This window comes from Devosia sp., assembly GCF_048261455.1.
GTDB lineage: Bacteria > Pseudomonadota > Alphaproteobacteria > Rhizobiales > Devosiaceae > Devosia_A.
Window position 1 is genome coordinate 104025 of the sequence record NZ_JBLXGA010000013.1, and the last position, 24043, is coordinate 128067.

Annotated in this window: 20 protein-coding genes; 18 read left to right on the forward strand and 2 right to left on the reverse strand. The window is 63.5% G+C overall.

Annotated elements, in window-relative coordinates:
- Window positions 1-4: 4 nt before the first annotated feature.
- Entirely contained in the window at window positions 5-2077 is a 2073-nt protein-coding gene (locus tag ACN0TK_RS14205) for an alpha-1,4-glucan--maltose-1-phosphate maltosyltransferase (protein WP_417310171.1), read from the reverse strand.
- Window positions 2078-3066: 989 nt separating this feature from the next.
- Between ACN0TK_RS14205 and ACN0TK_RS14210 the strand changes: the two genes are divergently transcribed.
- The 8 genes from ACN0TK_RS14210 (at window position 3067) to ACN0TK_RS14245 (ending at window position 12649) form a co-directional block, all read left to right on the forward strand.
- Window positions 3067-4149 carry a LacI family DNA-binding transcriptional regulator gene (locus ACN0TK_RS14210; protein WP_417310172.1) on the forward strand — a complete coding sequence of 361 codons (1083 nt, stop codon included), beginning with the start codon at window positions 3067-3069 and terminating at the stop codon, window positions 4147-4149.
- Complete coding sequence (locus ACN0TK_RS14215; RefSeq protein WP_417310173.1) at window positions 4146-5414, forward strand: sugar ABC transporter substrate-binding protein; 1269 nt, start codon at window positions 4146-4148, stop codon at window positions 5412-5414. The genes ACN0TK_RS14210 and ACN0TK_RS14215 overlap by 4 nt, the downstream gene beginning before the upstream one ends.
- Window positions 5415-5556: 142 nt before the next feature.
- Window positions 5557-6585 carry a carbohydrate ABC transporter permease gene (locus tag ACN0TK_RS14220; protein WP_417310174.1) on the forward strand — a complete coding sequence of 343 codons (1029 nt, stop codon included), beginning with the start codon at window positions 5557-5559 and terminating at the stop codon, window positions 6583-6585.
- A gap of 3 nt (window positions 6586-6588) precedes the next feature.
- On the forward strand, window positions 6589-7467 hold the full coding sequence (locus ACN0TK_RS14225) for a carbohydrate ABC transporter permease (protein ID WP_417310175.1): 879 nt from the start codon (window positions 6589-6591) through the stop codon (window positions 7465-7467).
- A gap of 27 nt (window positions 7468-7494) precedes the next feature.
- Window positions 7495-8487 (forward strand): hypothetical protein, encoded by a 993-nt coding sequence (locus ACN0TK_RS14230; RefSeq protein ID WP_417310176.1) that lies wholly within the window; start codon window positions 7495-7497, stop codon window positions 8485-8487.
- A gap of 26 nt (window positions 8488-8513) precedes the next feature.
- Complete coding sequence (locus tag ACN0TK_RS14235; protein WP_417310177.1) at window positions 8514-9596, forward strand: ABC transporter ATP-binding protein; 1083 nt, start codon at window positions 8514-8516, stop codon at window positions 9594-9596.
- 313 nt (window positions 9597-9909) lie between these two features.
- On the forward strand, window positions 9910-10911 hold the full coding sequence (locus ACN0TK_RS14240; protein WP_417310178.1) for a UDP-glucuronic acid decarboxylase family protein: 1002 nt from the start codon (window positions 9910-9912) through the stop codon (window positions 10909-10911).
- Between the two features lie 136 nt (window positions 10912-11047).
- A complete protein-coding gene (locus ACN0TK_RS14245) occupies window positions 11048-12649 on the forward strand; it encodes a GMC family oxidoreductase (protein ID WP_417310179.1) in 1602 nt (533 codons plus the stop codon).
- A gap of 5 nt (window positions 12650-12654) precedes the next feature.
- On the opposite strand, the gene ACN0TK_RS14250 is transcribed toward ACN0TK_RS14245, so the two are convergent.
- Complete coding sequence (locus tag ACN0TK_RS14250) at window positions 12655-13917, reverse strand: D-tagatose-bisphosphate aldolase, class II, non-catalytic subunit (protein ID WP_417310180.1); 1263 nt, start codon at window positions 13915-13917, stop codon at window positions 12655-12657.
- A gap of 99 nt (window positions 13918-14016) precedes the next feature.
- On the opposite strand from ACN0TK_RS14250, the gene ACN0TK_RS14255 reads away from it, so the two are divergent.
- The 10 genes from ACN0TK_RS14255 to ACN0TK_RS14300 form a co-directional block, all read left to right on the forward strand.
- Window positions 14017-14790 (forward strand): DeoR/GlpR family DNA-binding transcription regulator, encoded by a 774-nt coding sequence (locus ACN0TK_RS14255; protein WP_417310181.1) that lies wholly within the window; start codon window positions 14017-14019, stop codon window positions 14788-14790.
- Window positions 14787-15722: an N-acetylglucosamine kinase gene (locus ACN0TK_RS14260; RefSeq protein ID WP_417310182.1), complete on the forward strand. Its 936-nt coding sequence runs from the start codon at window positions 14787-14789 to the stop codon at window positions 15720-15722. Before ACN0TK_RS14255 ends, ACN0TK_RS14260 begins: the two co-directional genes overlap by 4 nt.
- Window positions 15723-15757: 35 nt before the next feature.
- Window positions 15758-16720 (forward strand): SIS domain-containing protein, encoded by a 963-nt coding sequence (locus ACN0TK_RS14265; RefSeq protein ID WP_417310183.1) that lies wholly within the window; start codon window positions 15758-15760, stop codon window positions 16718-16720.
- A gap of 5 nt (window positions 16721-16725) precedes the next feature.
- Entirely contained in the window at window positions 16726-18045 is a 1320-nt protein-coding gene (locus ACN0TK_RS14270) for an alpha-glucosidase/alpha-galactosidase (protein WP_417310184.1), read from the forward strand.
- Window positions 18046-18058: 13 nt separating this feature from the next.
- Window positions 18059-19114, forward strand: coding sequence for an ABC transporter ATP-binding protein (locus ACN0TK_RS14275; protein ID WP_417310185.1), 1056 nt, complete (start codon window positions 18059-18061; stop codon window positions 19112-19114).
- Window positions 19111-20196, forward strand: a complete 1086-nt coding sequence (locus tag ACN0TK_RS14280; protein ID WP_417310186.1) for an amidohydrolase family protein — start codon at window positions 19111-19113, stop codon at window positions 20194-20196. The genes ACN0TK_RS14275 and ACN0TK_RS14280 overlap by 4 nt, the downstream gene beginning before the upstream one ends.
- A gap of 7 nt (window positions 20197-20203) precedes the next feature.
- Window positions 20204-21460, forward strand: coding sequence for an ABC transporter substrate-binding protein (locus ACN0TK_RS14285; protein ID WP_417310187.1), 1257 nt, complete (start codon window positions 20204-20206; stop codon window positions 21458-21460).
- A 2-nt stretch (window positions 21461-21462) separates the two neighbouring features.
- A complete protein-coding gene (locus ACN0TK_RS14290; RefSeq protein WP_417310188.1) occupies window positions 21463-22350 on the forward strand; it encodes a carbohydrate ABC transporter permease in 888 nt (295 codons plus the stop codon).
- Window positions 22347-23183: a carbohydrate ABC transporter permease gene (locus ACN0TK_RS14295; RefSeq protein WP_417310189.1), complete on the forward strand. Its 837-nt coding sequence runs from the start codon at window positions 22347-22349 to the stop codon at window positions 23181-23183. Before ACN0TK_RS14290 ends, ACN0TK_RS14295 begins: the two co-directional genes overlap by 4 nt.
- A gap of 384 nt (window positions 23184-23567) precedes the next feature.
- Window positions 23568-24043 (forward strand): MurR/RpiR family transcriptional regulator (locus ACN0TK_RS14300; protein ID WP_417310190.1); only part of this gene is annotated, 476 nt, incomplete at its 3' end.

Below are 24043 nucleotides of genomic sequence, written 5' to 3' on the forward strand. Positions count from 1 at the left end.
TCCATCAGTCGGAAACTCCGGGGCGCACCAGGCGCCAGATTGCATAGGGCTTGTAATAGGGGTCGAGACGCAGCGTCTGCGTCTTGCCGTACCAGCGGAAGCGGTGTCCGGTGACCATGTCCTCGACCTCGATCGAGCCGTCATCGGGCAGGCCGAATTCCCACAGCGGGACTTCAAACGTCGTCTGCTGGGCGCTGTGCGGATCGAGACAGACGTGGAACAGCAAGAAGTCGTCGAGATCGGGCGTGCGTTTGCCGTAGGCAAGGATCTGCGGATTGTCGGCGTTGTAGAACTGCAGGCTGGTGAAATCATGCAGCGCCCGATGCTCCTGGCGCAGCCGGTTGAGGAACTGGATGTCCCACTTGATGTTGTCCGGCTGGTCGAAATCCCAGCTGCGCAGCTGGAACTTCTCGGAGTCGAGATATTCTTCCTTGCCCGGCAGCGCGGCGGCTTCGGAGATTTCGAAGCCGTTGTAGATGCCGTAATTGCCGCCCAGCGTCGCCGCGAGGATCAGCCGGATCTGGAATCCCGGGCGGCCGCTGTACTGCAGATAGATCGGGTTGATGTCCGGCGTGTTGGCGAAAAAGTTCGGCCGCATGTAGTGCTTGCATTCTTCGGTGGTGAGCTCGGTGAGATACTGCTCGATCTCCCACTTCGAATTGCGCCAGGTGAAGTAGGAATAGCTCTGCGAAAAGCCGACCTTCGCGAGCCGCTTCATCACCTTGGGGCGCGTAAAGGCCTCGGCGAGGAACACCGCATCGGGGAATTCCTCGTGCACCTCGGCAATCAGCCACTCCCAGAACGGGAAGGGCTTGGTATGCGGGTTGTCGACCCGGAACATCCGCACACCGTGCCGCGCCCACAATAGCACCACGTCGCGCAGCGCGTGCCACAGGCCCGGGATCGCGTCGCGGTAGTAATGGACGTTGACGATGTCCTCGTATTTCTTCGGCGGGTTTTCAGCGAATTTGATCGTGCCGTCGGGCCGCCAGTCGAACCATTCCGGATGCTGCTTGATCCACGGATGGTCGGGCGAGGCGTTGATGGCGATATCGAGCGCGATCTCCAGCCCGTGGTCGGCGGCGGCGGCGACTAGCCGGTCGAAATCGTCGAACGTGCCGAGTTCGGGATGTATGGCGTCGTGGCCGCCCGCTTCCGAGCCGATGGCATAGGGGCTACCGGGATCGTCCGGCCCCGGGCTCAGCGTATTGTTCGGGCCCTTGCGGTTGGTCTTGCCGATCGGGTGGATCGGCGGGAAATAGAGCACGTCGAAGCCGAGATCGCGGACGTATCCGAGCTTGTCGATGACATCGTCGAAGGTGCCGTGACGGTTGACATCGCCGGACTGCGAGCGCGGGAACATCTCATACCAGGCGCTGAACGCAGCGGCCTTGCGATCAACGAAAACCTCGAGGATGCGCTCATAATGGCTGAGATTGGTGCGCACGCCATGCTGGCGCATCAGCTCTGCCGTGGCGTCTGAACTGAGCAGGGCCAAAGCATCCTGATCGGACTCGGCGGCTTTGCACCTGGCGATCAGATCGGCCAGCGCGCCGGCTTCGCTCTTCGCACCGGAGCTGCGCAGTTGCGCCTCGGCCGCCTCGATCAGCAGGCGCCCCTCTTCGACTTCGAGCGAAATCTTCTGGCCGGCGGCGAACTTTTTCGCGGTGTCCTTGCTCCAGGTCGCGAACAGATCCCGCCAGGCGATGACGGTGAACTCATACATGCGGTTTTCAGTGAACTGCAGAGTGGCCTGCCAGCGGTCATTGACAACGAATTCGAGCGGCACCTCGCTCCAGCGTTCGGTGCCGCGAGCCCTATATCGCACCGCTGCGGCAATGCTGTCGTGCCCGTCGCCGAACACATCGGCGCTGACGATGAAAGGCGCACCGACGACGCTCTTCGCCGGGAACCGCCCGCCATCGATCTCGGGCTCGATACCCTCGATCGCCACGCGATTGGCGGCCAGACGGCGCAGCAAGTCCTCGGAGGCCGAATTGTCTTGGCTCTTGGGCGGCGCGGTTGTCACGCTGACCGCGGTGCGTACCGTGCTCGTCTTCTCGCCAGATTTGATCATATTTTCAGCGCCCCCGTGAGATGGTCGGAAATTGAGCATAGGCGCAATCACACCTGTGTCCAATTTTGACGGTGCCCAGTGCTTCGCGGCTACGATGCCAATCGGCTCGGGTTTGCGTGACACTCGACGAGACAAGCATAACAAGATGACGCGATCAAAACGCAGCCCGTGTGCTGCAAGTCACTCCGAATGAACGCCTGCCGGTGCAAATGGTTCAAAATTGCCGGCACTGGCGGCGCAAGATTCAACTTGGCATGCCGAGATGTCCGACGGCCCCATCGGCCCCGGATTTGCGCGCTTGCGGTAGCGGGGCCAGCGAGGCGATTGCCCCGATGCGGTCGTCCGCAAATGATAGGCTGAGGTGCACGCCTCGCCGGCCGGCCGGGGTTTTGGGCTTATGGCACGTGAGCCCGGGTGCATCCCGTGCCGCATCGCCGGAGAACCGGGCTTCCGCGATCCCCGGATTAACCGGCCGATCGCTTTCCCCCACCGCCCGATGCCGGGCAGCTCGTCCTCCCCGCATGGCCAGCATCCTGCCATGCGCGGCGTGCCAGCGGCTTGTCCGGCGAACCGGACCATGCCGACGTGCTTTTGGCCTGATGCAAGGCGACCCCCGCATCACCCGGTCTCCGCGCGCCAACCACTCGTCATGATCTCGCTTCGGTGCGCGGACAGGACGAGTATCCCATGCGGCGTACCGGGTGGGGATAAGTGTCGCAGGTGTCTGAGCCAAGTCGCGGAAACGCCTCGATATTATGGTGTTTCGCGCTGCGTTGACCTCTCGTAATAGCGACGATGAGAGACGGCAAGATGGGGCCGCGATTTCACCGCGAGATTGACAAGATCGGGACTCTTGATATGTATGACACCGATGTCATGACACCGGTGTCATAAACCGACACGACATCCTGCGCCCGACCGGAAAGGCCACGCCATCGCATGAGATGGCGGCAAAACAGGCCATCGGAGGGCGCATGCGGAGGATCTGAATGGCTACCATCTATGATGTTGCGCGGGTTGCAGGCGTATCACCCAAAACCGTCAGTCGGGTTCTGAACGGCGCCGCCATGGTCAATGCCAAGACCCGGGACGCCGTCCACGCCGCGATGGAAGATCTGAACTACGTGCCGTCCAGCGCAGCGCGCACGATGCGCTCGCAGCGCTCCGGCCTTGTGGGCATGATTACCGGCGCCATCAGCACCTCACCGCATACTGAAGTCAGCGGCCTGCCGGAAATCTATCTCGTGCAGGGCGCCCAGCGGGTCTTTGCCGAACACAACATGACGCTGCTGATCGCCGATACCGGTGGTCATGCCGAACGCGCGCCGGAACTACTGACCACCTTCCGCGAACACCGCGTCGAAGGCGTGCTCTACGTCGCCGAGTACCATCAGGAAGTGCGCCTGCCCGCCAATCTCGGCGAGACCAAGATGGTGCTGGTCAACTGCTTCGACCACCACGGCACCCCCTGCGTGCTGCCGGATGACGAAGCCGGCCAGTACCAACTGGTCGACGGGCTGATCCGCCGCGGCCATCACCGCATCGGCTTTCTCACCCTGCCCGAGCGGCAGGCCGCGCAGCCGCTGCGCACCGCCGGCTATCGCCGGGCGCTCGCAGAGCACGGCCTGCCCTTTGACGATGGTCTCGTGCAGACCGGCGCGCTCAGCGACGCCGCCCATGAATACGACCTGCTGTGGGATGCGCTCGATCGGATGTTCAAGATCGACAACCCGCCGACCGTCATCTGCTGCGCCAACGACAAGATGGCGATGCGGGTCTACGGCCTGCTGCGCGAGCGCGGCCTCAACATTCCCCGCGAGATCAGCGTCGCCGGATACGACGATTACCGCATGATCGCCGAATATCTGCATCCGGGCCTCACCAGCGCAGAGCTGCCTTACGGCACCATGGGTGCCCGCGCCGCCGAAAAGCTGATGCGCCTGATCTCGGGCACCACCAAACCGAATGAGCCCAGCCAGGAACTGGTCTCGGCTCCGGTCGCATGGCGCGAAAGCGTCGAACCGCGTGACACCAATGTCACCCCTATCCACCAACGGAGGAGAGACTCATGAAATCTCTGATCACACTCGCTGGCGCCCTGGCGCTCAGCACCGCCCTGAGCGGCACCGCCCTCGCCCAGACCGACCTGACCATGTGGTACCACGGTGCCGGCAGCTCGGTTGAACGTGAGCTGATCGTCGGCATCATCGACGACTTCAATGCCTCGCAGGACGACTGGAAGGTCTCGCTGCAGGAATTCCCGCAGGCCGCCTATAACGACTCCGTCGTCGCCGCCGCGGTTTCGGGTAACCTGCCCGACATCATCGACGTCGACGGCCCGGTGATGCCGAACTGGGCCTGGGCCGGCTACATGCAGCCGCTGGAGCTGTCCGAAGGCACGCTCGACGGCTTCCTGCCCGGCGCCATCGGCAAGTACAATGGTGAGGTCTATTCCGTCGGCCTGTGGGACGCGGCGGTCGCCATGTATGCGCGCAAATCGACGCTCGAGAAGTACGACATCCGTGTGCCGACCCTCGACAATCCCTGGACCAAGGACGAATTCAACGAAATCCTTGCCAAACTCAAGGAAAGCGGCGAGTTCGAATATCCGCTGAACCTGGGCATGGCCGACCAGGGTGAATGGTACCCCTATGCCTTCGCCCCCTTCCTGTGGAGCTTCGGCGGTGACCTCGTCGACCGCTCGACCTATACGACCGCCGAAGGCGCCCTGAACGGCGATGCGGCCGTCGAATTCGGCGAGTGGTGGCAGAGCCTGTTCGAGAACGACTATGTCCCCGGCACCAGCCAGGACATGGCCGATCACGAGACCGGCTTCATCGACGGCGACTACGCCCTGCAGTGGAACGGCAACTGGGTCGCCGTGAAGACGCTCGACGCACTCGGTGATGACGTGCTGTTCCTGCCGGCCCCCGATTTCGGCAATGGCCCCAAGATCGGCGGCGCCTCCTGGCAGTTCGGCGTTGCGTCGACTTCCGAGCATCCCGAAGGCGCCAGCGCCTTCATCGAGTTCGCCCTGCAGCCGAAATATCTGGCCGCCTTCTCTGACGGCATCGGCCTGATCCCGGCGACCGAAGAAGCCGCCGCGATGACCAAGAACTACGCGCCGGGCGGCCCGCTCGAGGTCTTCTATGCCCTGTCCGAAGAGCAGGCCATGCTGCGTCCGGTGACCCCGGGCTATGTCTTCGAGGCGCTCGAGTTCCGCAAGGCGCTCTCCGACATCGCCAATGGCGCCGACGTGGTCGACGCCCTCGACGCGGCGACCGACGCGATCAACGACGATATCGCGCGCAACAACGACTACGCCGTCGCGCAGTAACGACCTCCTCCCAAGCACGGCCGGCCCGGAACACTCCGGGCCGGCTTTCCGGCACGTTCCAAAAGGCACGTCTTCAAGGCAAACCGACATGCGCTCGCAAAAGACAAAATCGCTGCAGACCCACACATTGGCCGGATGGCTGATGAGCGGCCCAGCGCTCATGCTGATCACCCTGTTCCTGATCGTGCCGTTCCTTCTGGCCTTCTGGTTCTCCTTCACCAACCAGCGGCTGATCTCGCCCAATCCGACCGAATTCGTCGGCACCTCCAATTTCGAGCAGCTGCTCGGCGTCGGCACGCTGGTGCTGGAGCCCGAGCGCGCCGAGGACGGCAGCCTGATCGTCGCGGATGATGGCGAGCTGAGCTATCCGCGGGTGCGAAATTTCACCCGCAACAACCCCGATTACCAGCACCTCAACGGCATGCGCGAGTGGTTCAGCTGGGACTGGGGCGACAGCAAGGTTCTGGTGCTGGCGCGCGACCTCGTGTTCATGAAGGCGCTGACCAACACCCTGTTCTTCGTGATCGTCGTAGCGCCGGTGCAGGCCTCGATCGCGCTGCTGCTGGCGCTGATGATCAATCAGAAACTGCGCGGCATAAACGTCTTCCGCACCATCTATTTCATGCCGGTCGTGGTCTCGATCGTCGTCGTCTCGCTGCTCTGGCGCTTCATTTATGACGGCAACAGCGGGCTGCTGAACAACCTGCTGGAGTTCGTCACCTTCGGCGCGTTCAAGCCGGTGGACTGGCTCGGCAACCCCGATACCGCCATGGGCGCGATCATGGCCATGTCGATCTGGCAGGCCGTGGGCTTTCACATGGTGATCTGGCTCGCCGGGCTGCAGAACATCCCTGCGACGCTGTACGAAGCCGCCGACATCGAAGGCGCCAACACCTGGCAGAAGTTTCGCTTCGTCACCTGGCCGGGCCTACGCAACACCGCGGTGCTGATCCTCGTGGTTATCACCATGCAGGCCTTTGCCCTGTTTTCGCAGATCGACGTCATGACCAATGGCGGTCCGCTCGATTCAACCCAGACGCTGGTCTTCCAGGCCGTGACGCGCGGTTACGAGCAGCAGAACATTGCCGGTGGCTCCGCCATCTCGGTGCTGCTGTTCCTGCTCGTGCTGTCGATCTCGCTGATCCAGCGCTACATCACCCGGGAGCGCTGAGAAATGGCTGCTGTCACCTCGCCCAACCAACGCCTGAAGACCAGCATGAAATACCTGCTGCTGGTGCTGGTGGCGCTGGTCTTCGTGTTTCCCATCGTCTTCATGGTGGTGAGCTCGCTCAAGCCCGACCTGCAATTGCTGCGTGACACCGCCTCGATCCGGGCCTTCCTGCCGGTGGGCGACATCTCGCTCGACAATTATTTCGACGCCTTCCAGCGCGCGCCCGTGGCGCAGTTCGTCTTCAACTCGATCCTCGTCACCGTGGTGACGGTGGTCGGCTCGCTGTTCCTGTGCTCGATGGCCGCCTTCGCCTTCGTCTTCCTCGAGTTCCGCGGCAAGAACATTGTGCTCTCGATCATCATCGCGACGCTGATCGTGCCGTTCGAGACCATCGCCGTGCCGATGCTGATGGTGGTCAACTCCCTGCCCTGGATCGGCCCCGAGGGGATCACCTGGGGCTGGCTCAACAGCTATCACGTGCAGATCGTGCCCTTCCTCGCCGATGCGCTGACGATCTTTTTGTTCGTGCAGTTCTTCCGCGACCTGCCCAAGGACCTGATCGAAGCCGCCCGCCTCGATGGCGCCAGCTGGTTCGAGGTCTATTCCATGGTCATCGTGCCGATCTCCGGCCCGGTGTTCGCCACCGCGGCGATCCTCAAATTCCTCGCCATGTACAACCAGTACCTGTGGCCGCTGATGGTCACCCAGTCCGAGCAGTTCCGCCCGGTCATGGTGGGCCTGCAATATTTCTTCCAGCTCAACACGGCCTGGGGCGAAGTCATGGCCTATTTGTCCATGATCACCCTGCCCGTTCTGGCCTTCTACCTCTTCCTCCAGCGCGCCTTCATCAGCTCGATCGCCTCGACCGGCATCAAGGGCTGACGCCTAAAACGATAGAAAGACACGACTTTGGTTCTCGCTCTGAAAGACAAGTGGATCTGGGACTTCTGGCTGTATCGCGACGGCGATGACTACCACGTCTATTTCCTGCAGGCCGACAACACGCTGCCCGACCCCGAGATGCGCCACCGCAACGTGACGCAGGGTCATGCGGTGTCGAAGGACCTGATCAACTGGACGCATCTGGGCACCACCTTCGCGCCGGCTGCACCGACCGCCTGGGACGACTGGACCACCTGGACCGGCTCGACGCTGCGCGATGACGATGGGCTGTGGCACCTGTTCTATACCGGCACCGAACACGCCGAAGCCGGCATGAAGCAGCGCATCGGCCACGCCACCTCGACCGACGGCCACAACTGGACCCGCGTCGGCAATGGCCTGGCGCTCGATATCTCGGGCCCCGATTACGAGGAGTTCACCCCCGGACACTGGCACGACCGCGCCTTCCGCGACCCCTGGGTGATGAAGAACCCCAAGGGCGACGGCTGGGTAATGTATATGGTCGCCCGCCGCCCCGGCGTCGCAGAACCCAATGCCGGCGGCACCATCGGTTTTGCCACCTCGCCCGACCTCAACACCTGGACGCTGCAGCCGCCCGTCTACACCGGCGGCATGTTCGGCCAGATGGAAGTGCCCCAGGTCTTCGAGGTCAACGGCAAGTGGTACATGCTGTTCTGCACCGACGGCAGCCACTGGTCCGAAGCCTACAAGGCCTTCAACCCCGAGCCGCCGGTGCGCGGCACGCATTATCTGATGGCCGACGATCCGATGGGCCCCTGGGAGGTCGCCCCCGGCCCGTTCTTCGACGGCGCCCAGGGCAGCCGCTATGCCGGCAAGATCGTCGAAACCGACAACGGGTTGGTGTTCATGGGCTTTTTGCATGACGCGGCGGACGGTTCGTTCATCGGCCAGGTCTCCGATCCCATCCCGGTGCGCGTCGACGCCGACGGGCTGCTGCACACCGAACTCGACAAGCTTCCCCCCGGCGCCAGGGTCTAGGCCCGCGTGCGCAAAAGGAGATTCCCATGGCTGGATTGAGCCTAAAGAACCTGCACAAGACCTATGGCAAGGTCGAAGTCATCAAGGGTGTGGACCTTGAGATCGAGCACGGTGAATTCGTTGTCTTCGTCGGCCCCTCCGGCTGTGGCAAGTCCACCCTGCTGCGGATGATCGCGGGGCTTGAAGACATCAGCTCCGGTGAGCTGAAGATCGGCGACACCGTGGTCAACACCGTGCAGCCGCGCGACCGCGGCGTCGCCATGGTGTTCCAGTCCTACGCGCTCTATCCGCACATGACCGTCTACGACAATGTCGGGTTCGGGCTGCGGCTGAAAAAGACGCCGAAGGATGTGCGGGACAAAAAGATCCGCGAAGCCGCGCGCATCCTGCAGATGGAACCCCTGCTCGACCGCAAGCCAGCGCAGTTGTCGGGCGGCCAGCGCCAGCGCGTCGCCATTGGCCGCGCCATCGTGCGCGAGCCCGAGGTCTTCCTGTTCGACGAGCCGCTGAGTAACCTCGATGCCTCGCTGCGCATGGACATGCGCATGGAGATTTCCAAGCTCCATCAGGATCTCGGCGCAACGATGATCTACGTCACCCACGATCAGGTCGAGGCCATGACCCTGGCCGACAAGATCGTCGTGCTGAACGGTGGCGTGGTGCAGCAGGTCGGCTCGCCGCTCGATCTCTATCACACGCCGGCGAACCTGTTCGTCGCGGGCTTCATCGGCTCGCCGAAGATGAACTTCATTGAGGTCGAGGTCGTCGAGGCCGCGGGCGGCACTGTCACCGTCTCCGGCCCCAACATGACGAAAATCTCTCTTGCCCGCGTCTCGGACGGCCTAAACGCCGGCGACAAGCTGACCCTGGGCATCCGCCCGCATCAACTGGTGCCCGCCGAAAACGGCACCATCACCGGCACCGTCACGCTGGTCGAGAACCTCGGCAACGAGACCTATGTCAATCTCGAGCTGGCCTCGGGCAAGACCCTGATCGTCGGCCTCGACGGCGACTTCAAAGTGACGCTCGGCCAGACCCTGACGCTCGACCCCGCCCCCAACAAGGCGGTGCTGTTCGACGCCGAGGGCCTCGCGATCTCCGCGGTCTGACCGCACCCGACGCAAGACATCGCCGGCGCGCACGCCCAGCCGCCGGCGATCCACCGGTTACGGCTGTGATTCCGATCGCGCGAAGAGGCGCCGGGACGCCACCGGCGCACAGACGGAGATGCCCCAACCGGACGACTAAAACCAAACCTACGCGACCACGTTGCTGGCTCTCTTAGACGCGGGAGAGACAGCCATAGTGCAAGCCGCAGAGCGCGCGCTTGTATGGCGAGCTAAGGCTTGCCAAACTGGGCAGCGAAGCTGAAAAGCTTCGCCATTCGCGTGCAGCAATATTTGGCTTGTGCTGGCGCAGCATATGCAGAAATTGCCGCTTTGGAGAACGCCATTGGCGAGACTTTACGATAGCCGGAAACGCATTCTGGTGACGGGTGGCGCGGGTTTCATTGGCTCACACCTGATCGACCGCCTGCTGGAGCAAGGTCATGAGGTGATCTGTGCGGACAATCTGTTCACCGGCTCGAAGCGCAATATCGAGCACCTGCATGGCCATACGCGGTTCGAGTTCATGCGCCATGACGTCACCTTTCCGCTGTTTGTTGAGGTCGACGAGATCTACAACCTCGCCTGCCCGGCCTCGCCCATCCATTACCAGCACGACCCGGTGCAGACGACCAAGACCTCGGTGCATGGCGCCATCAACATGCTGGGGCTTGCCAAGCGACTGAAGTGCAAGGTGTTCCAGGCCTCGACCAGCGAGGTCTATGGCGACCCCAGCGTCCATCCGCAGCCCGAGGAGTACTGGGGCAATGTGAACCCCATCGGCCCGCGCTCCTGCTATGACGAGGGCAAGCGCTGCGCCGAAACGCTGTTCTTCGATTACCATCGCCAGCACGGCACCGAGATCAAGGTGGCGCGGATCTTCAACACCTACGGGCCGCGCATGCATCACGCCGACGGCCGGGTGGTGTCGAACTTCATAGTCCAGGCGCTGCGCGGTGAACCGATCACCATCTACGGCAACGGCCAGCAGACGCGCTCGTTTTGTTATGTCGACGATCTGGTGGAAGGCTTCATCCGGCTGATGGACACCGACAGCGCCGTCGCCGGGCCGATCAACCTCGGCAACCCGGGCGAGTTCACCATTCGCGAACTGGCCGAAAAGACCATCGCCATGACGGGCTCGAAATCGGAACTGGTCGAACGTCCCCTGCCCGTCGACGACCCGAAACAGCGCCAGCCCGATATTGCAAAGGCCCGGGCCCAGCTGAACTGGGAACCCTCGATCGCTCTCGAAGAGGGGCTCGCGCGCACGATCGCCTATTTCCGCACGGTCTTGCCCGAACTCGTCGAAGCCTAGACGCGTCGCCCGCCTGACCGGGCCGGGCCGTCAGCCCTGACGCGTTCGGCGCCCCGACGCGATCGCAATTGCCCTATGGCCGCATCCGCCGGATCCTCTATGATCACGGCATGTTCCACCCGTCGCATGCGCACCCGTGAGCCTTGGCACCTACGACTATATCATCGTCGGGGCCGGCTCGGCCGGCTGCGTGCTGGCCAACCGGCTGAGCGCCGACCCGCGCACCAGCGTGCTGCTGCTCGAGGCGGGCGGCAGCGACCGCTACCACTGGGTCGACATCCCCATCGGCTATCTGTTCGCGATGGGCAATCCGCGCACCGACTGGATGATGGTGACCGAGCCCGAAGCCGGGCTCAATGGCCGCGCCCTGCCCTATCCGCGCGGCAAGGTGCTGGGCGGCTGCTCCTCGATCAACGGCATGATTTATATGCGCGGCCAGGCCGCCGACTATGACGGCTGGCGACAGATGGGCAATTCCGGCTGGGGCTGGGACGATGTCTTGCCGTATTTCCGCAAATCCGAACGTTACCATGGCGGCGAAAACGATCTGCACGGCAGCGTCGGCGAGTGGCGCGTCGAGCGCCAGCGGCTGAACTGGCCTATCCTCGATGCCTTCGAGCGTGCCGCAGAGGAACTGGGGATCCCCGCCGTCGCCGATTTCAATCGTGGCGATAATTTCGGCGCCGGCTATTTCGAGGTCAACCAGCGCGGCGGCGTGCGCTGGAACACCTCCAAGGCCTTCCTGCGCCCGGTGCTGCACCGAAAGAACCTGCGGGTCCTGAAACACGCCGAGGCCGAAGAGCTGCTGCTCGAAGGTCGGCAGGTCACAGGCCTGCGCATCCGCCATCGGGGCCGGATCGTCGAAGCCCGGGCTGGGCGCGAAGTCGTGCTTGCGGCCGGCGCGGTCAACTCGCCCAAACTTCTCGAACTGTCAGGGATCGGCCGGCCGGATGTGCTGCGCAGGCTTGGCATTGCCACGCGCCATCAGCTCGATGGCGTCGGCGAGAACCTGCAGGACCATTTGCAGATCCGCACGGTCTTCAAGGTGCAGAACGGCCAGACCCTCAACCGGCTCTACCATAACCTGTGGAGCCGCGCGGCGATGGGGCTCGAATATGCGATCAGGCGCACCGGCCCGCTCTCGATGGCGCCGAGCCAGTTCGGCATTTTTGCAAAATCCGATCCGCGCCTCGCGACGCCCGATCTCGAATATCACGTGCAGCCGCTGTCGACGGACCGACTGGGCGAACCGCTACACCGGTTCAGCGCCGTCACGGTGTCGGTGTGCAACCTGCGGCCTGAGAGCCGCGGCACCATTCATATGGAAACGCCGAATGCCGGAGACGCGCCGAAGATCCGGCCGAACTATCTGTCTACCGCCGCCGACCGGCAGGTCGCCGTCAGTTCGATCCGCCACGCCCGCGCGCTGATGGAGACCAAGGCGGTGAAGGACTACGCACCCGAGGAATTCCTCCCCGGCCCGCAGTTCCAGAGCGATGACGAGCTGGCGCAAAAGGCCGGCGATATCGCGACGACGATCTTCCACCCGGTCGGAACCTGCAAGATGGGCAGTGACCCGATGGCCGTGGTGGATGCGCAACTCCGGGTGCACGGCCTCGGCGCGCTGCGCGTGGTCGACGCCTCGATCATGCCGGCGATCACCTCGGGCAACACCAATTCCCCCGTCATCATGATCGCCGAAAAAGCCGCCGAAATGATCCTGCAGGGAACGGACTGAGCCCCTTAGGCGGCCGTGGTCGCGGTGTCGTAGATGCCGAGGACCCTGTCGACCGCAGCGAGCAGGAGGGCCCTGGGCCGGGGGGCGAGGTGGCCGGCAACGACCTCCGGCCATAGCTCAGGCAGGTATTGCGAGATCAGCGTTTCCGGAATGTCGCGCTCTGCCAGCCGGTCCATCAGATCGGCGACCAGCTGTTGCGCCTCGGGCGTGGTCCAGTAGTACCGGATCCGATCCGAGTAGCTGTAATGCCGCTGGAGACGCTGGGTGAGATCGTCGCCGGGATAGTAGCGTTCCCAATGTCCTGGCGCGCGCAGCATCAGCGCTTCCATCCCCGCCTGAAGCCCGGATGTGCCGGTCAGTTCCGCGCAGATATGATCGAGCGCATACATGGCTTCGCGCAGCGCAAAGGTCAGCCACGGGCCGACCTTGAGAATGCCGAATCCATCGCGCACCAGCGCCTGCAGGGCCTCGGCGCTCTGATAGTCCGTTGAATGGGCCTCGTACAGGATGCCGAGCTGCGGGCGGGCAGCAATCAGCCCCCGCGCCGGCTCTGGCGCGTAGAGCACCACATTGTCGTGGCCGAACTCGACGCCTGGCTGCACCACCAGTCCCACCACCTTGCCGACAGCGTCCGCAATGCCTGCGGCGGCAAACGCTTCGCGGTGTTCCTCGACCGTCTGCTCAGCATCAGCGGGGGTGGTCGGCACGAGCTCGTCCACATGTTCTGTCGCCCCACCCGGTACAGGCACTTCGGTACCGATCACATAGGCAAGTGTGCGGCCGGCACTGTGGCGCTCGGCCACGGCCGCGAGGGCAGCGGCACGTCTGGCGATCGTCCGCGTCGGCAGCGGCGTCGGATCATCGGCGCAGCTCATGCTGGCATCGAGGTGAATCTTGGTGAAGCCCGCCTCGACATAGGCCGCCACCATGGCCTCGGCCTTTGCCATCGCCGCGTCCGCCGTCAGGTCCTTCCACGGGTTCGGGCCGAGGTGATCACCGCCGAACATCAATTGCTCGCGCGCAAGGCCGACCCGTTCGGCGAGGGCCAGGACCTCGGCATGGAAATCTGCGGGACGCATGCCCGTGTAGCCGCCGTCCTGGTTCACCTGGTTGCAGGTGGCCTCGATGAGGACCGGCCCGCCGACCCGCACGGCCCGGGTCAACGCAGCCTCGAGAACCAGCGGATGCGCCGAGCATACCGAGGCAATGCCGCGGGGCTGGCCAGCGTCGTGAGCGCTGATGAGGGCGTCAAAGAACGGATCGCGCATGGTGATTTTCCTCTTCCTAAGTGATCATTAGTGATCAAAAAGACGATTGACAAGCCGCCATATTGATCATCTTGTTAAGCGAAACGATCAGAGGAACCCATGAAGCCTGACCGCCCCACAGCCATCCGCCAGCTGCTTTTTGCCAAGGGCCAGATGTCCATCGCTGAGATTGCAGCGGCGGTTCAGGCCTCTGAGCCGACGGTACGGCGCGACTTGACGCTGCTTGAGGGCGACGGCGCGATCGTGCGCACACATGGCGGGGCCCGCATTGCCGAACAGGGCGGCGGCGAACTGGCTTTCGAGACGCGTGAATCCCTGCGCCTGCCGGAAAAGCGCGCGATCAGTGAGGCCGCCTACAACCTGCTGCGCCCCAATTCATCGGTGTTCTTCGATGCGGGCACCACGGTGCTGCAACTGGCGCGGTTGTTGCGCCTGCGCCCCATGCCGCTCAACGTGTTCACCAATTGCCTGCCGCTGGCGCAGGTTCTTCTCGGGGTGGCGGAGGTCAAGGTCACGCTGCTTGGCGGCGCGATGCGCGCCGAAAATGCCTCCGTTGTCGGCGCCCTGGCCGAGGAGACACTGGAAAAGCTCCGCTTCGACCAGGCGTTTCTGGGCATGGGCGCGATGGGCGACGATGCGGCGATCTATACGGTCGACCCGCAGGAGGCGCGCCTCAATGCCCTGACCCTCGGGCGGGCGGCACGCGGTATAATCCTCACCGACTCCTCGAAATTCGGCAGCTATCTGACCCACCGCGTGCATGTGGTCGGACCTGGCCTCGAGATCATCACCGATGCCGGCCTCGACGCCGAGTGGAGCCGCCGGCTCAGGCAGCTCGGGGTCGAACTGCAGACCGTGGAGCCGCTGGCATGAGCACGGTCCTCGGCATCGACGCAGGCGGATCCAAGACGCTTGCCGCGCTAGTGGACAAGACCGGCGCGCTGCTCGCGCTCCATGCCGGCCCCGGTTTCGACCCCACGCGGCACGATGACCCTGCACAAAAGCTCCGCGAGCTGTTCAGCCAGTTCACGCCTAACGAGCGCCCCGAGGCGACGACGGCCGGCCTGCCATATTATGGCGAAGTCGCGCGCATCACGACGCTCGAGAATCGCGTCACTGCAGAGGTCTTCGGTCCCTCGGCCCGCGCCTGCAATGACGTGGAAGCGGCCCACATCGGGGCGTTCTCCGGCGGTGAGGGCGTCTTGTGCCTTGCCGGCACCGGTTCGATGGCCTGGGCGCGCGGCCCTTCGGGAGCATCGCGCGCGGGCGGCTTCGGCGACCTGATTGGCGATGAAGGCTCGGCCTACTGGATCGGTCGGCGCGCCTTGTCGCTGCTGTCGCACGAGGCCGATGGCCGGCGCCCCAACTCGTCACTGGGCGAGAGCCTTTTTGCATCGCTCGGCATCGCACCGACCGCGCTGCTGGAATGGATTTACAGCCAGGGCAACCCACGCGCCGCCATTGCCACCGTTGCCCGCCATGTCTCGGAACAAGCCGCCGCCGGCGAGCCCGAGGCAATGGAGATCATGTCAGAGGCTGGCGTCAGGCTCGCAGAGGTGGCGCGCGCTGCGGCGAACGCCGCGGGCTTGCCCGCAGATGCCGCGCTCGCCTGCGCCGGCAGCGTCTTCGCCGACCCGATCGTGCGCGCAGAAATAGGCCGAAACTTCGGCGCCACTCCGACTGCCTGCCAGCTACCACCCGTCGGCGGTGCCGTGTTCGATGCGGCGCGCCGCGCTGGCTGGACGGTCGACGCCAGCTGGATTTCCGACTTGCGGGACAACCTCAATCAGCGGGGCCACGCATGATGCGCACCCTGCCCAAGCACCTAAAGGAAGACAATATGACGTCGGTCACCGAGAAGGTCATCCGGGACCAGTTCCCCTATCTGCGCCAGGCACTGGCCATACCGATCCCCACGATCGAGGGGGCGACGCGAGTCTTCGTGGGCTGCGGAACATCCTTTTATCTCGCCAAGACCCTCGCCGCTGCGTCCAACATGCTCGGACACCACGCCATCGCCGTGCCGGGTGCGGAGTGGACGCGCTATCACGACGTCTATCTTCCCGATGACAAGGACGCGCTGGTGATCGGGCTGTCACGCTCCGGCACCACCACCGAGACGGTCGAGGCCATCCGCGTCTCGCGCGAGCGGGGCCTGAAGACCCTCGCGATCTCCTGCGAAGACCAGTCCGAGATCATCCTCGCCGCCGACGAAGGCCTCTTCGTGCCGACCGACCCGCGCGAAGGCATCGTCATGAGCGTCTCCGCCAGCCTGATGCTGCTGGTCGGCCTTCGGCTCGCAGGCGCAACGGTCGACGAGGCCGACATCGCAGCAGCCGAAGCGGCGCTGCAAGACCTCGCCGCCGGCGCCGAGATCATCGACGGGCGCAACCACTTCGTCTTCCTTGGCGCCGGGCATCTTTATGGCATCGCCTGCGAGGGCGCGCTCAAGCTCATGGAAATGAGCATCAATCCCGCCCAGCCCTTCCACCCGATGGAATACCGGCACGGCCCCGTCTCCCTGATCGACGAGGGCTCGCTCGCCGTTCTGCTCTACAACAGCGCCACTGCCGCCGATGAGGCGGTCCTCGCCAAGGAACTGCAGGCCAAGGGCGCTCGCGTCATCGGCTTCGGCGGGCCGGGCGATCTGTCCATCGGCACGGCAACAGATACGCCGGCCAGCGCCCTGCGGGTGCTGCCGGCCCTCCAGCTGCTCGGCGAGAAAGTCGCCGTCGCCCGCAACATCGACACTGAAACACCGCGCCACCTGACCAAGGTCGTGGTGCTGAACCAGCAGGCTTGAATACCATGACCAAGATCACCCTCGTCGGCGCCGGCTCGACGGTTTTCGCCCAGAACATCCTCGGCGATGTGCTCTCCAACCCCGAGCTGGCGGACAGCGAAATCGCACTGTTCGACATTGATGAAGAGCGGCTCTCGACCTCCGAAGTGATGTCGCGCCGCATCGGCTCGACGCTCGGCCTGCACAAGCTGCGCATCACCGCCACGACCAACCGCCGCGAGGCGCTGGAAGGCGCCGACTTCGTTATCCTGATGATGCAGATCGGCGGCTACAAGCCGGCGACCGTGATCGATTTCGAGATCCCGAAACAGTTCGGCCTGCGCCAGACCATTGCCGATACCCTGGGCATCGGCGGCATTTTCCGCGCCCTGCGCACCATTCCGGTGGTGCTCGATATCGCCCGCGACATGGAAGAGCTTTGCCCCGACGCGTTGATGATGAACTACGTCAACCCGATGGCGATGATCTCCTGGGCCGTGCAGGAAAAGCACCCCAACCTCGCCTATGTCGGCCTTTGCCATTCGGTGCAGGAAACAGCGGGCCATCTCGCCGAAGTTCTCAACGAGGACATTTCGACGATCGATTACACCTCGGCCGGAATCAACCACGTGGCGTTCTTTTCGAAGTTCGAGAAGCGTCTCGCTGACGGAACCCGCGAGGACCTCTACCCACGCCTCAAGGCAATCGCCGAAGCCGGCAAGGCGCCCGATGGCGACAAGGTGCGCTTCGAAGTCCTGCGCCAGCTCGGCTACTTCGTCACCGAAAGCTCGGAGCACTTCAGCGAATATACGCCCTGGTTCATCAAGCGGGGCCGCACGGACCTTGTCGATCGCTTCCAGGTGCCGCTCGACGAATATATCCGGCGCTGCGAAGAGCAGATTGCCGAGTGGGAAGTGCTCAAGGACGAGCTCGAGGACGAGAGCCGGCCGCTCGAGGTCGAAAAATCGAACGAATACGCCGCCGCGATCATCCACGGCATGGTCACCGGCACCAACCACCTGATCTACGGCAACCTGCGCAACAACGGGCTGATCACCAACCTGCCAAACGATGCGGCTGTGGAAGTGCCCTGCCATGTCGACCGCAACGGCATCCAGCCCATTCGCGTCGGATCCGTCCCGCCGCAGCTCGCCGCCGTCATGCGCTGGCAGACCAATGTGCAGGAGCTGACCGTCGCCGCCGCGCTCACCGGCCGGCGCGATCACATCTACCACGCTGCCATGCTCGATCCGCACACGGCCGCCGAGCTGGCCCCGGACGAGATCCGCCAGCTTTGCGACGCGTTGATCGAAGCGCACGGCAACTACCTGCCCAGCTACCACTGAGGAGTGAGGCACCATGGCCCAGGTCTCCGTCGCGCAACTGAAAAAGACCTACAACAAGACCGATGTGCTGCACGGCATCGACTTCGATGTCGCTGACGGCGAGTTCGTCGCTCTCGTTGGCCCGTCGGGCTGTGGCAAGTCGACCCTGCTGCGGATGATTGCCGGATTGGAGGACATCTCCAGCGGCAAGATCAGCATCGGCGACCGGGTCGTCAACGATGTCTCGCCCAAGGACCGGGACATCGCCATGGTGTTCCAGAACTACGCGCTCTACCCGCACATGACTGTTGCGCGGAACATGGGTTTCTCGCTCTATCTGCGCGGCGGCGCCAAGGACGAGATCGCCCGGCGGGTCAAGGAAACCTCGGCGATGCTGGGGTTGAGCGACCTGCTTGATCGCCTGCCGGGACAGCTTTCCGGTGGCCAGCGCCAGCGTGTCGCGATGGGACGCGCCATCGTGCGCCAACCATCTGTATTCCTGTTAGACGAGCCGCTTAGCAACCTCGACGCGGCACTGCGCGTGCAGATGCGCGCCGATATCCGCGATCTGCACGACCGGCTGGGCTCGACCTCGATCTTCGTCACGCACGACCAGATCGAGGCGATGACGATGTCGGATCGCATCATCGTGCTGCGCAGCGGAAAGCTGGAGCAGGCCGGAACGCCGCTCGATCTCTACGACCGGCCCGGCAACGCCTTCGTCGCCGGCTTCATCGGCTCTCCGGCGATGAACCTGTTGCCCGGGCAGATCGCGGAAGGCCAGGTCCGGCTCAATGACAAGCTCACCGTTCCTGCCGAAAGCCGCGCGTCAGGCGCGGTCATCTGGGGCATCAGGCCCGAACACCTGGACTGGGCACCCGAGGCCGGCGATGGCGTCATCTCGGGCACGGTCACCGGCATCGAGCGCACCGGGTCTTCCGATCTCGTCATTGCCGACTGTTCTGGCTGCCGGATCATGGCGGTGTTTCAGGAGCGCCACCCTGTCGAGCGCGGCAGCGCGGTTCATCTGCGTCCCCGCCCCGGGTACGCGCATTTGTTCGACGCTGAAACCAAGATGCGGCTGGCATGAGTATCGCACTCGACCAGTTTCAGCCGATACCGTCGCTGGAGCGATCGCAAACGCACGTCACCGGTCCGTCGATGCCGTTTATCGATGCGCACAATCATCTCGGCCAGTTCGGCGGCGATTGGGACCAGCGCCCTGCCCAGGATCTGTTCGATCACCTGCGTGCGCATGGCTGCGTTCACTATGTCGATCTCGATGGCGGCTGGGGCGAAGACATTCTGGATGACCGTCTGCGCCGCTACAAGGAACTGGAGCCCGACAGCTATCGGGTCTTCGGTGGCGTCAACTGGGCGCTCTGGGCCGATGAAGGCAATGCATTTCCCGAAAAGGCTGCGGCGCGGCTGCGGGCCCAGGCGGCGCGCGGCGCCGAGGGGCTCAAGATCTGGAAGCCATTCGGCCTGACCGTCCGCGATCAGCATGGCGCCCTGGTTGCGGTGGATGACGAACGGCTCGACCCGATCTGGGCCACGGCCGGAGAGCTCGGCCTGCCGACACTGGTCCACGTTGCGGACCCGGTCGCGTTCTTTTTGCCCATCGATGGAACGAACGAGCGATACGAGGAGCTGCAGGCGCACCCGGACTGGGCTTTCCCTGCTCCGCCCTTTCCCACATTCACCTCGATCCTCGAAGGCTTCTCCAACCTCGTCCGCCGGCACCGCGGCACTACCTTCATCGGTGCGCACGTCGCCTGCTACGCCGAAAACCTCCCGTGGGTGTCCGCACTTCTCGACGAATGCCCGAACCTGCTGATCGATTTTTCGGCGCGCATCGCAGAGCTCGGCCGGGTGCCTTACAGCGCACGTGAGTTTCTGCTGCGTCACCACCAGCGCGTCCTGTTCGGCACCGATGCAGGGCCGGATGCCGCGGCCTGGGCGCTCTACGCCCGCTTTCTCGAAACCCGTGACGAGTACTTCAACTACTCGAGCGAACCGGTGCCCCCGCAGGGGCGCTGGATGATCTACGGCCTGCATCTTCCGCAGGACGTTCTCGAGGCGATCTACCACGACAATGCAGCACGGCTTTTCGGCCTTGAAGCTGCAGGGACGGATCGCCGCCACCCGCAAACCAACTCCAACAACAAGTGAGGGAACAATGAAGCTTGTAACAACCACGGGGCTGGCGCTCCTGATGGCGTTAGGCGCCGCCGGATCCGCCTTTGCCCAGACCGAAATCACCTTCTCGCTCTGGGGCAGCCCCCAGGAAGGCGAGGTCTGGCAGGAAATCGTCAGTGCCTTCGAAGAAGAGCATCCCGATATCGACGTCAACGTCGAGGTCGCCGACTGGGACGGCTATTGGGAAAAGCTGCGCGTTCAGGTCGCTGGCGGCACACCACCCGACGTATTCGCAATGGACGCACCGCTCTATCCTGACTGGCAATCGCGCGGTGTACTGCTCAATCTGCAGCCCTATCTCGATGCCGACCCGGGTATGCTCGATGGCATCTACCCGACGACACTCGAAGCCTACAAGACCGACGAGGGCATGTTCGGTCTCCCGCGTGACTTCCAGACGATCGTTCTGTTCTACAACAAGGACATGTTCGACGCCGCCGGGGTCGCCTATCCGACCGCCGATTGGACCTGGCAGGATTTTCGCGATGCTGCCGCCGAATTGACCATCGACAAGGATGGCGATGGCACCACCGACCAGTGGGGCGCATGGGCCGAAGTCTATGACATGGAGCCGCTCTGGGGGCCGGTCGTGTGGTCCTACGGTGGCAAGATCGTAGATCCGGCAGCCGGTGAAACGCTGATCGACGGCCCCAAGGCCAAGGAAGGCTTCGAGTTCATCCGTTCGGTCTGGCTTGACGACAAGTCCATGCCGACCTCGGAACAGCTTAGCCAGTATGGCTGGGATGGCCTGCTCTCGGGCGTTGCCGCGATGGGGTTCTCGGGTCACTGGTCCGTGCCCGAATACTCCGAAGCCGGCCTCAACCTCGGCGTCGTGCCGATGCCCGCGGGGCCTGCCGGACGCAAGACCATGGTGAACTCCGCAGGCTTTGTGGTGTCGGCCAATACGCCGAACCCGGACGCAGCCTGGGAATTCGTCAAATACGCGACGTCCGAAGCCGGCCAGACCAAGCTGGCAAAGATCGGCCTCGCAATCCCGATCCGGGAAAGCGTCACCAGCAGTGATGCCTATCTCGGCCAGGCAGCCGACATCGACCATCAGGTCTTCGTCGACGCCCTCGACTACGCAAACGTCAAGCCGTCCTTCAAAGGCTACGAAGAATGGTCCGGCGCCGTCGGTGATGCGCTCAGCCTCGCATGGAGCGAAGGCGTGCCGCTGGACGATGCTCTGGCCGAGGCAGTCGACTACGGCAATGACGCCCTGGCAGCCAACAGGTAGGCATGATGGCTAATCTCCGTCCACTGGGGCTCGAACGGGCGTGGCTGCTGATCTTCCTGCTACCCACCCTGTTCGGGCTGGCGCTCGGGGCCTTCGGCTCCATCTTCGCCACGCTGGGCATCAGCTTCATGGACTGGGACCTGCTGACCCCGCCGGTTGCGGCGGGGCTCAGCAACTATGCCGGCCTGCCTGATGACCGGCTGTTCAATCAGGCCTTCTGGAATACGCTGGCCTTCGCGGGGCTCTACGTGCCGCTTACGGTGGTGATCAGCCTGTTCGTCGCGCTTGGCCTCAACCGCAAGCTGCCCGCCACGACGTTTTTCCGTATCGCCTTCTTTCTCCCGACCGTCTCCAGCCCGACCGCGGTGGGGCTGTTGTGGACCTGGATCTATGCCCAGGACAACGGCGTCCTCAACGAGATCATCACCACTCTGGGTGGTGATCCCGTGCGCTGGCTCAGCCGCGATGTGGCGCTTTATTCTGTCGTCATCGCCAATGTCTGGGGCGCCATCGGCGGCGGCATGATCATCTTTCTGGCGGGCCTCCAGGCCATCCCGCGCGATTTTTACGAAGTCGCTGATCTCGATGGGGCCAAACCCTGGCAGCGTCTGTGGTTCATCACCCTGCCGGCGCTCGCGCCTTCGATGTTCTTTCAGACCGTTCTGACCACCATCAATGCCTTCCAGGCATTCGACTACATCTACATCCTCACCCGCACCGGCAACGGCAATTCCAACATGCCGACGCTGGTGTTTTCGATCTATCGCAGCGGCTTTCGGTATTTCCGTATGGGTGATGCGGCGGCACAGGCGGTGGTGCTGACGGCGATCATTCTGGTGCTGACCTTCGTCTATTTCCGTCTGCAGAAAAAATGGGGGGCCCCCGCATGAACAGAACCGCCGACAAACGCCGGTTTTGGGGCGATATTGCTGCCTTCGCCGCGCTCACCTTTGGTGCGCTGTGCATGGTTGGCCCCTTTGTGTGGATGATCTCCACCAGCCTCAAGCCGATTGCCGAACAATACGACATGCGGCTGATCCCGCAGACCACGACGCTTGAGAACTATCCGCGGCTGATCGAAATCATGCCGATCCATCTGCAGCTGCTCAACAGCTTCATCATTGCGAGCATTTCGACCTTCGGGCAGCTGCTGACCTGCTCGATGGCGGGCTTCATCTTCGCGGTCGTCAAATTCCCGTTCCGCAATCTGCTGTTCGTGCTGCTGCTGATCACGCTGATGGTACCGGCACAGATCACAGTCATTCCGCAGTTCGTCGTCTTCCGCTTTTTCGGGCTCTACGGCACACAGGCGCCGCTTTACCTCCCGGCCTTTCTCGGCGGCGCTTTCGGCACCTTCCTGATGCGCCAGTATTTTCTGACCATCCCCTCCGAACTGGCCGAGGCCGCGCGGATCGATGGCGCCTCGCTGGCGCGGATCTTTTTCACGATCTATCTGCCGCTGGCCAAGCCGGCCCTCGCCGCCTTCGCGATTTTCGCCTTCATGTTCTCGTGGAATGACCTGTTCCAGGCGCTGATTTATCTGCCGTCCAACATGGAACAGACGACGGTCACCGTCGGCCTTGCGTTGTTCCAGACGCAGTATGCCGGACAATGGCCGCTCATGATGGCAGGCTCGCTGCTCGCCGTCGCGCCGATCATCATCGTGTTCTTCTTCGCACAGAAGTACTTCATGGGCGGCATCGCCATGTCGGGGCTGAAATGAGCGGGCCCTGAGCCCGTTGGCCCTGCCAAGGAACCTTCTCCGTTCTGCTCTCTCCCTGCGCGGGAAAGAGCAGCCGCTATGGACCCACCACCAGCCCATCCGGTTGAATGGCAGCGTGTTGAAACCCGTGAACCGGGTTGAACGGCGGGGGCGCGACGCAGCTGACCGCTGGTACGCGCGCCTCTCCTGTCAGGGTGCTTCCTGACATGTTGTCCAATGACACCCTGTGCCACCTGAACTGACTGCAGGCGACTTTGCGGCGCATGTACCCGGAAGCATGCGGTGATGAGCAGCGCAATATGGCGCTAGCTGCAGCCTAAATGATTTGCAGCGGGCTCCTTCCACAGTAAGGTCTGATGAAAACGCATTTTCACGGACCGTTTCATGGCTGCTGAGCAGAACTCGTCATTACTCGCCCGTATCCAGTCGCACATGACGAAGATGCATCCTGCGGAACGTCGGCTTGCCGAATTCCTGATGAACTTCCCGGGAGAACTCGCCAGCTACTCGGCCTCCGAACTGGCCAAACTGGCGAATGTCTCGAATGCCACCGTGTCGCGATTTGTACAGAAGCTAGACTACGCGAACTACGAAGACGCACGCCGCCATGTCCGCGCGGAGCAAAAGACTGGAGCGGCCCTCTTCTTATCCGCGCCCGGATCACGTGCCGAAGGCTCGCAAGCGCATCTCGACCAGGCGCAAGCCAATCTCGCATCGACCCTTGCCGGAATTCCATTGGAAGAAATAGATGCGGTCGCCCGCGCCATGCTCGGCGCGCGCCGTGTCTGGGTCATCGGGTACCGCACCGGCAGCTCCTTTGCCACATATCTGCACTGGCAGACATTGCAGGTGCTGGAGCA

Bases quoted from the DNA above. Each gene is read 5' to 3' on its own strand.
- ACN0TK_RS14205 (WP_417310171.1), bottom strand. From the start codon at position 2,077: ATGATCAAATCTGGCGAGAAGACGAGCACGGTACGCACCGCGGTCAGC.
- ACN0TK_RS14210 (WP_417310172.1), top strand. From the start codon at position 3,067: ATGGCTACCATCTATGATGTTGCGCGGGTTGCAGGCGTATCACCCAAA.
- ACN0TK_RS14215 (WP_417310173.1), top strand. From the start codon at position 4,146: ATGAAATCTCTGATCACACTCGCTGGCGCCCTGGCGCTCAGCACCGCC.
- ACN0TK_RS14220 (WP_417310174.1), top strand. From the start codon at position 5,557: ATGAGCGGCCCAGCGCTCATGCTGATCACCCTGTTCCTGATCGTGCCG.
- ACN0TK_RS14225 (WP_417310175.1), top strand. From the start codon at position 6,589: ATGGCTGCTGTCACCTCGCCCAACCAACGCCTGAAGACCAGCATGAAA.
- ACN0TK_RS14235 (WP_417310177.1), top strand. From the start codon at position 8,514: ATGGCTGGATTGAGCCTAAAGAACCTGCACAAGACCTATGGCAAGGTC.
- ACN0TK_RS14240 (WP_417310178.1), top strand. From the start codon at position 9,910: ATGCAGAAATTGCCGCTTTGGAGAACGCCATTGGCGAGACTTTACGAT.
- ACN0TK_RS14250 (WP_417310180.1), bottom strand. From the start codon at position 13,917: ATGCGCGATCCGTTCTTTGACGCCCTCATCAGCGCTCACGACGCTGGC.
- ACN0TK_RS14255 (WP_417310181.1), top strand. From the start codon at position 14,017: ATGAAGCCTGACCGCCCCACAGCCATCCGCCAGCTGCTTTTTGCCAAG.
- ACN0TK_RS14260 (WP_417310182.1), top strand. From the start codon at position 14,787: ATGAGCACGGTCCTCGGCATCGACGCAGGCGGATCCAAGACGCTTGCC.
- ACN0TK_RS14265 (WP_417310183.1), top strand. From the start codon at position 15,758: ATGACGTCGGTCACCGAGAAGGTCATCCGGGACCAGTTCCCCTATCTG.
- ACN0TK_RS14270 (WP_417310184.1), top strand. From the start codon at position 16,726: ATGACCAAGATCACCCTCGTCGGCGCCGGCTCGACGGTTTTCGCCCAG.
- ACN0TK_RS14275 (WP_417310185.1), top strand. From the start codon at position 18,059: ATGGCCCAGGTCTCCGTCGCGCAACTGAAAAAGACCTACAACAAGACC.
- ACN0TK_RS14280 (WP_417310186.1), top strand. From the start codon at position 19,111: ATGAGTATCGCACTCGACCAGTTTCAGCCGATACCGTCGCTGGAGCGA.
- ACN0TK_RS14285 (WP_417310187.1), top strand. From the start codon at position 20,204: ATGAAGCTTGTAACAACCACGGGGCTGGCGCTCCTGATGGCGTTAGGC.
- ACN0TK_RS14290 (WP_417310188.1), top strand. From the start codon at position 21,463: ATGATGGCTAATCTCCGTCCACTGGGGCTCGAACGGGCGTGGCTGCTG.
- ACN0TK_RS14295 (WP_417310189.1), top strand. From the start codon at position 22,347: ATGAACAGAACCGCCGACAAACGCCGGTTTTGGGGCGATATTGCTGCC.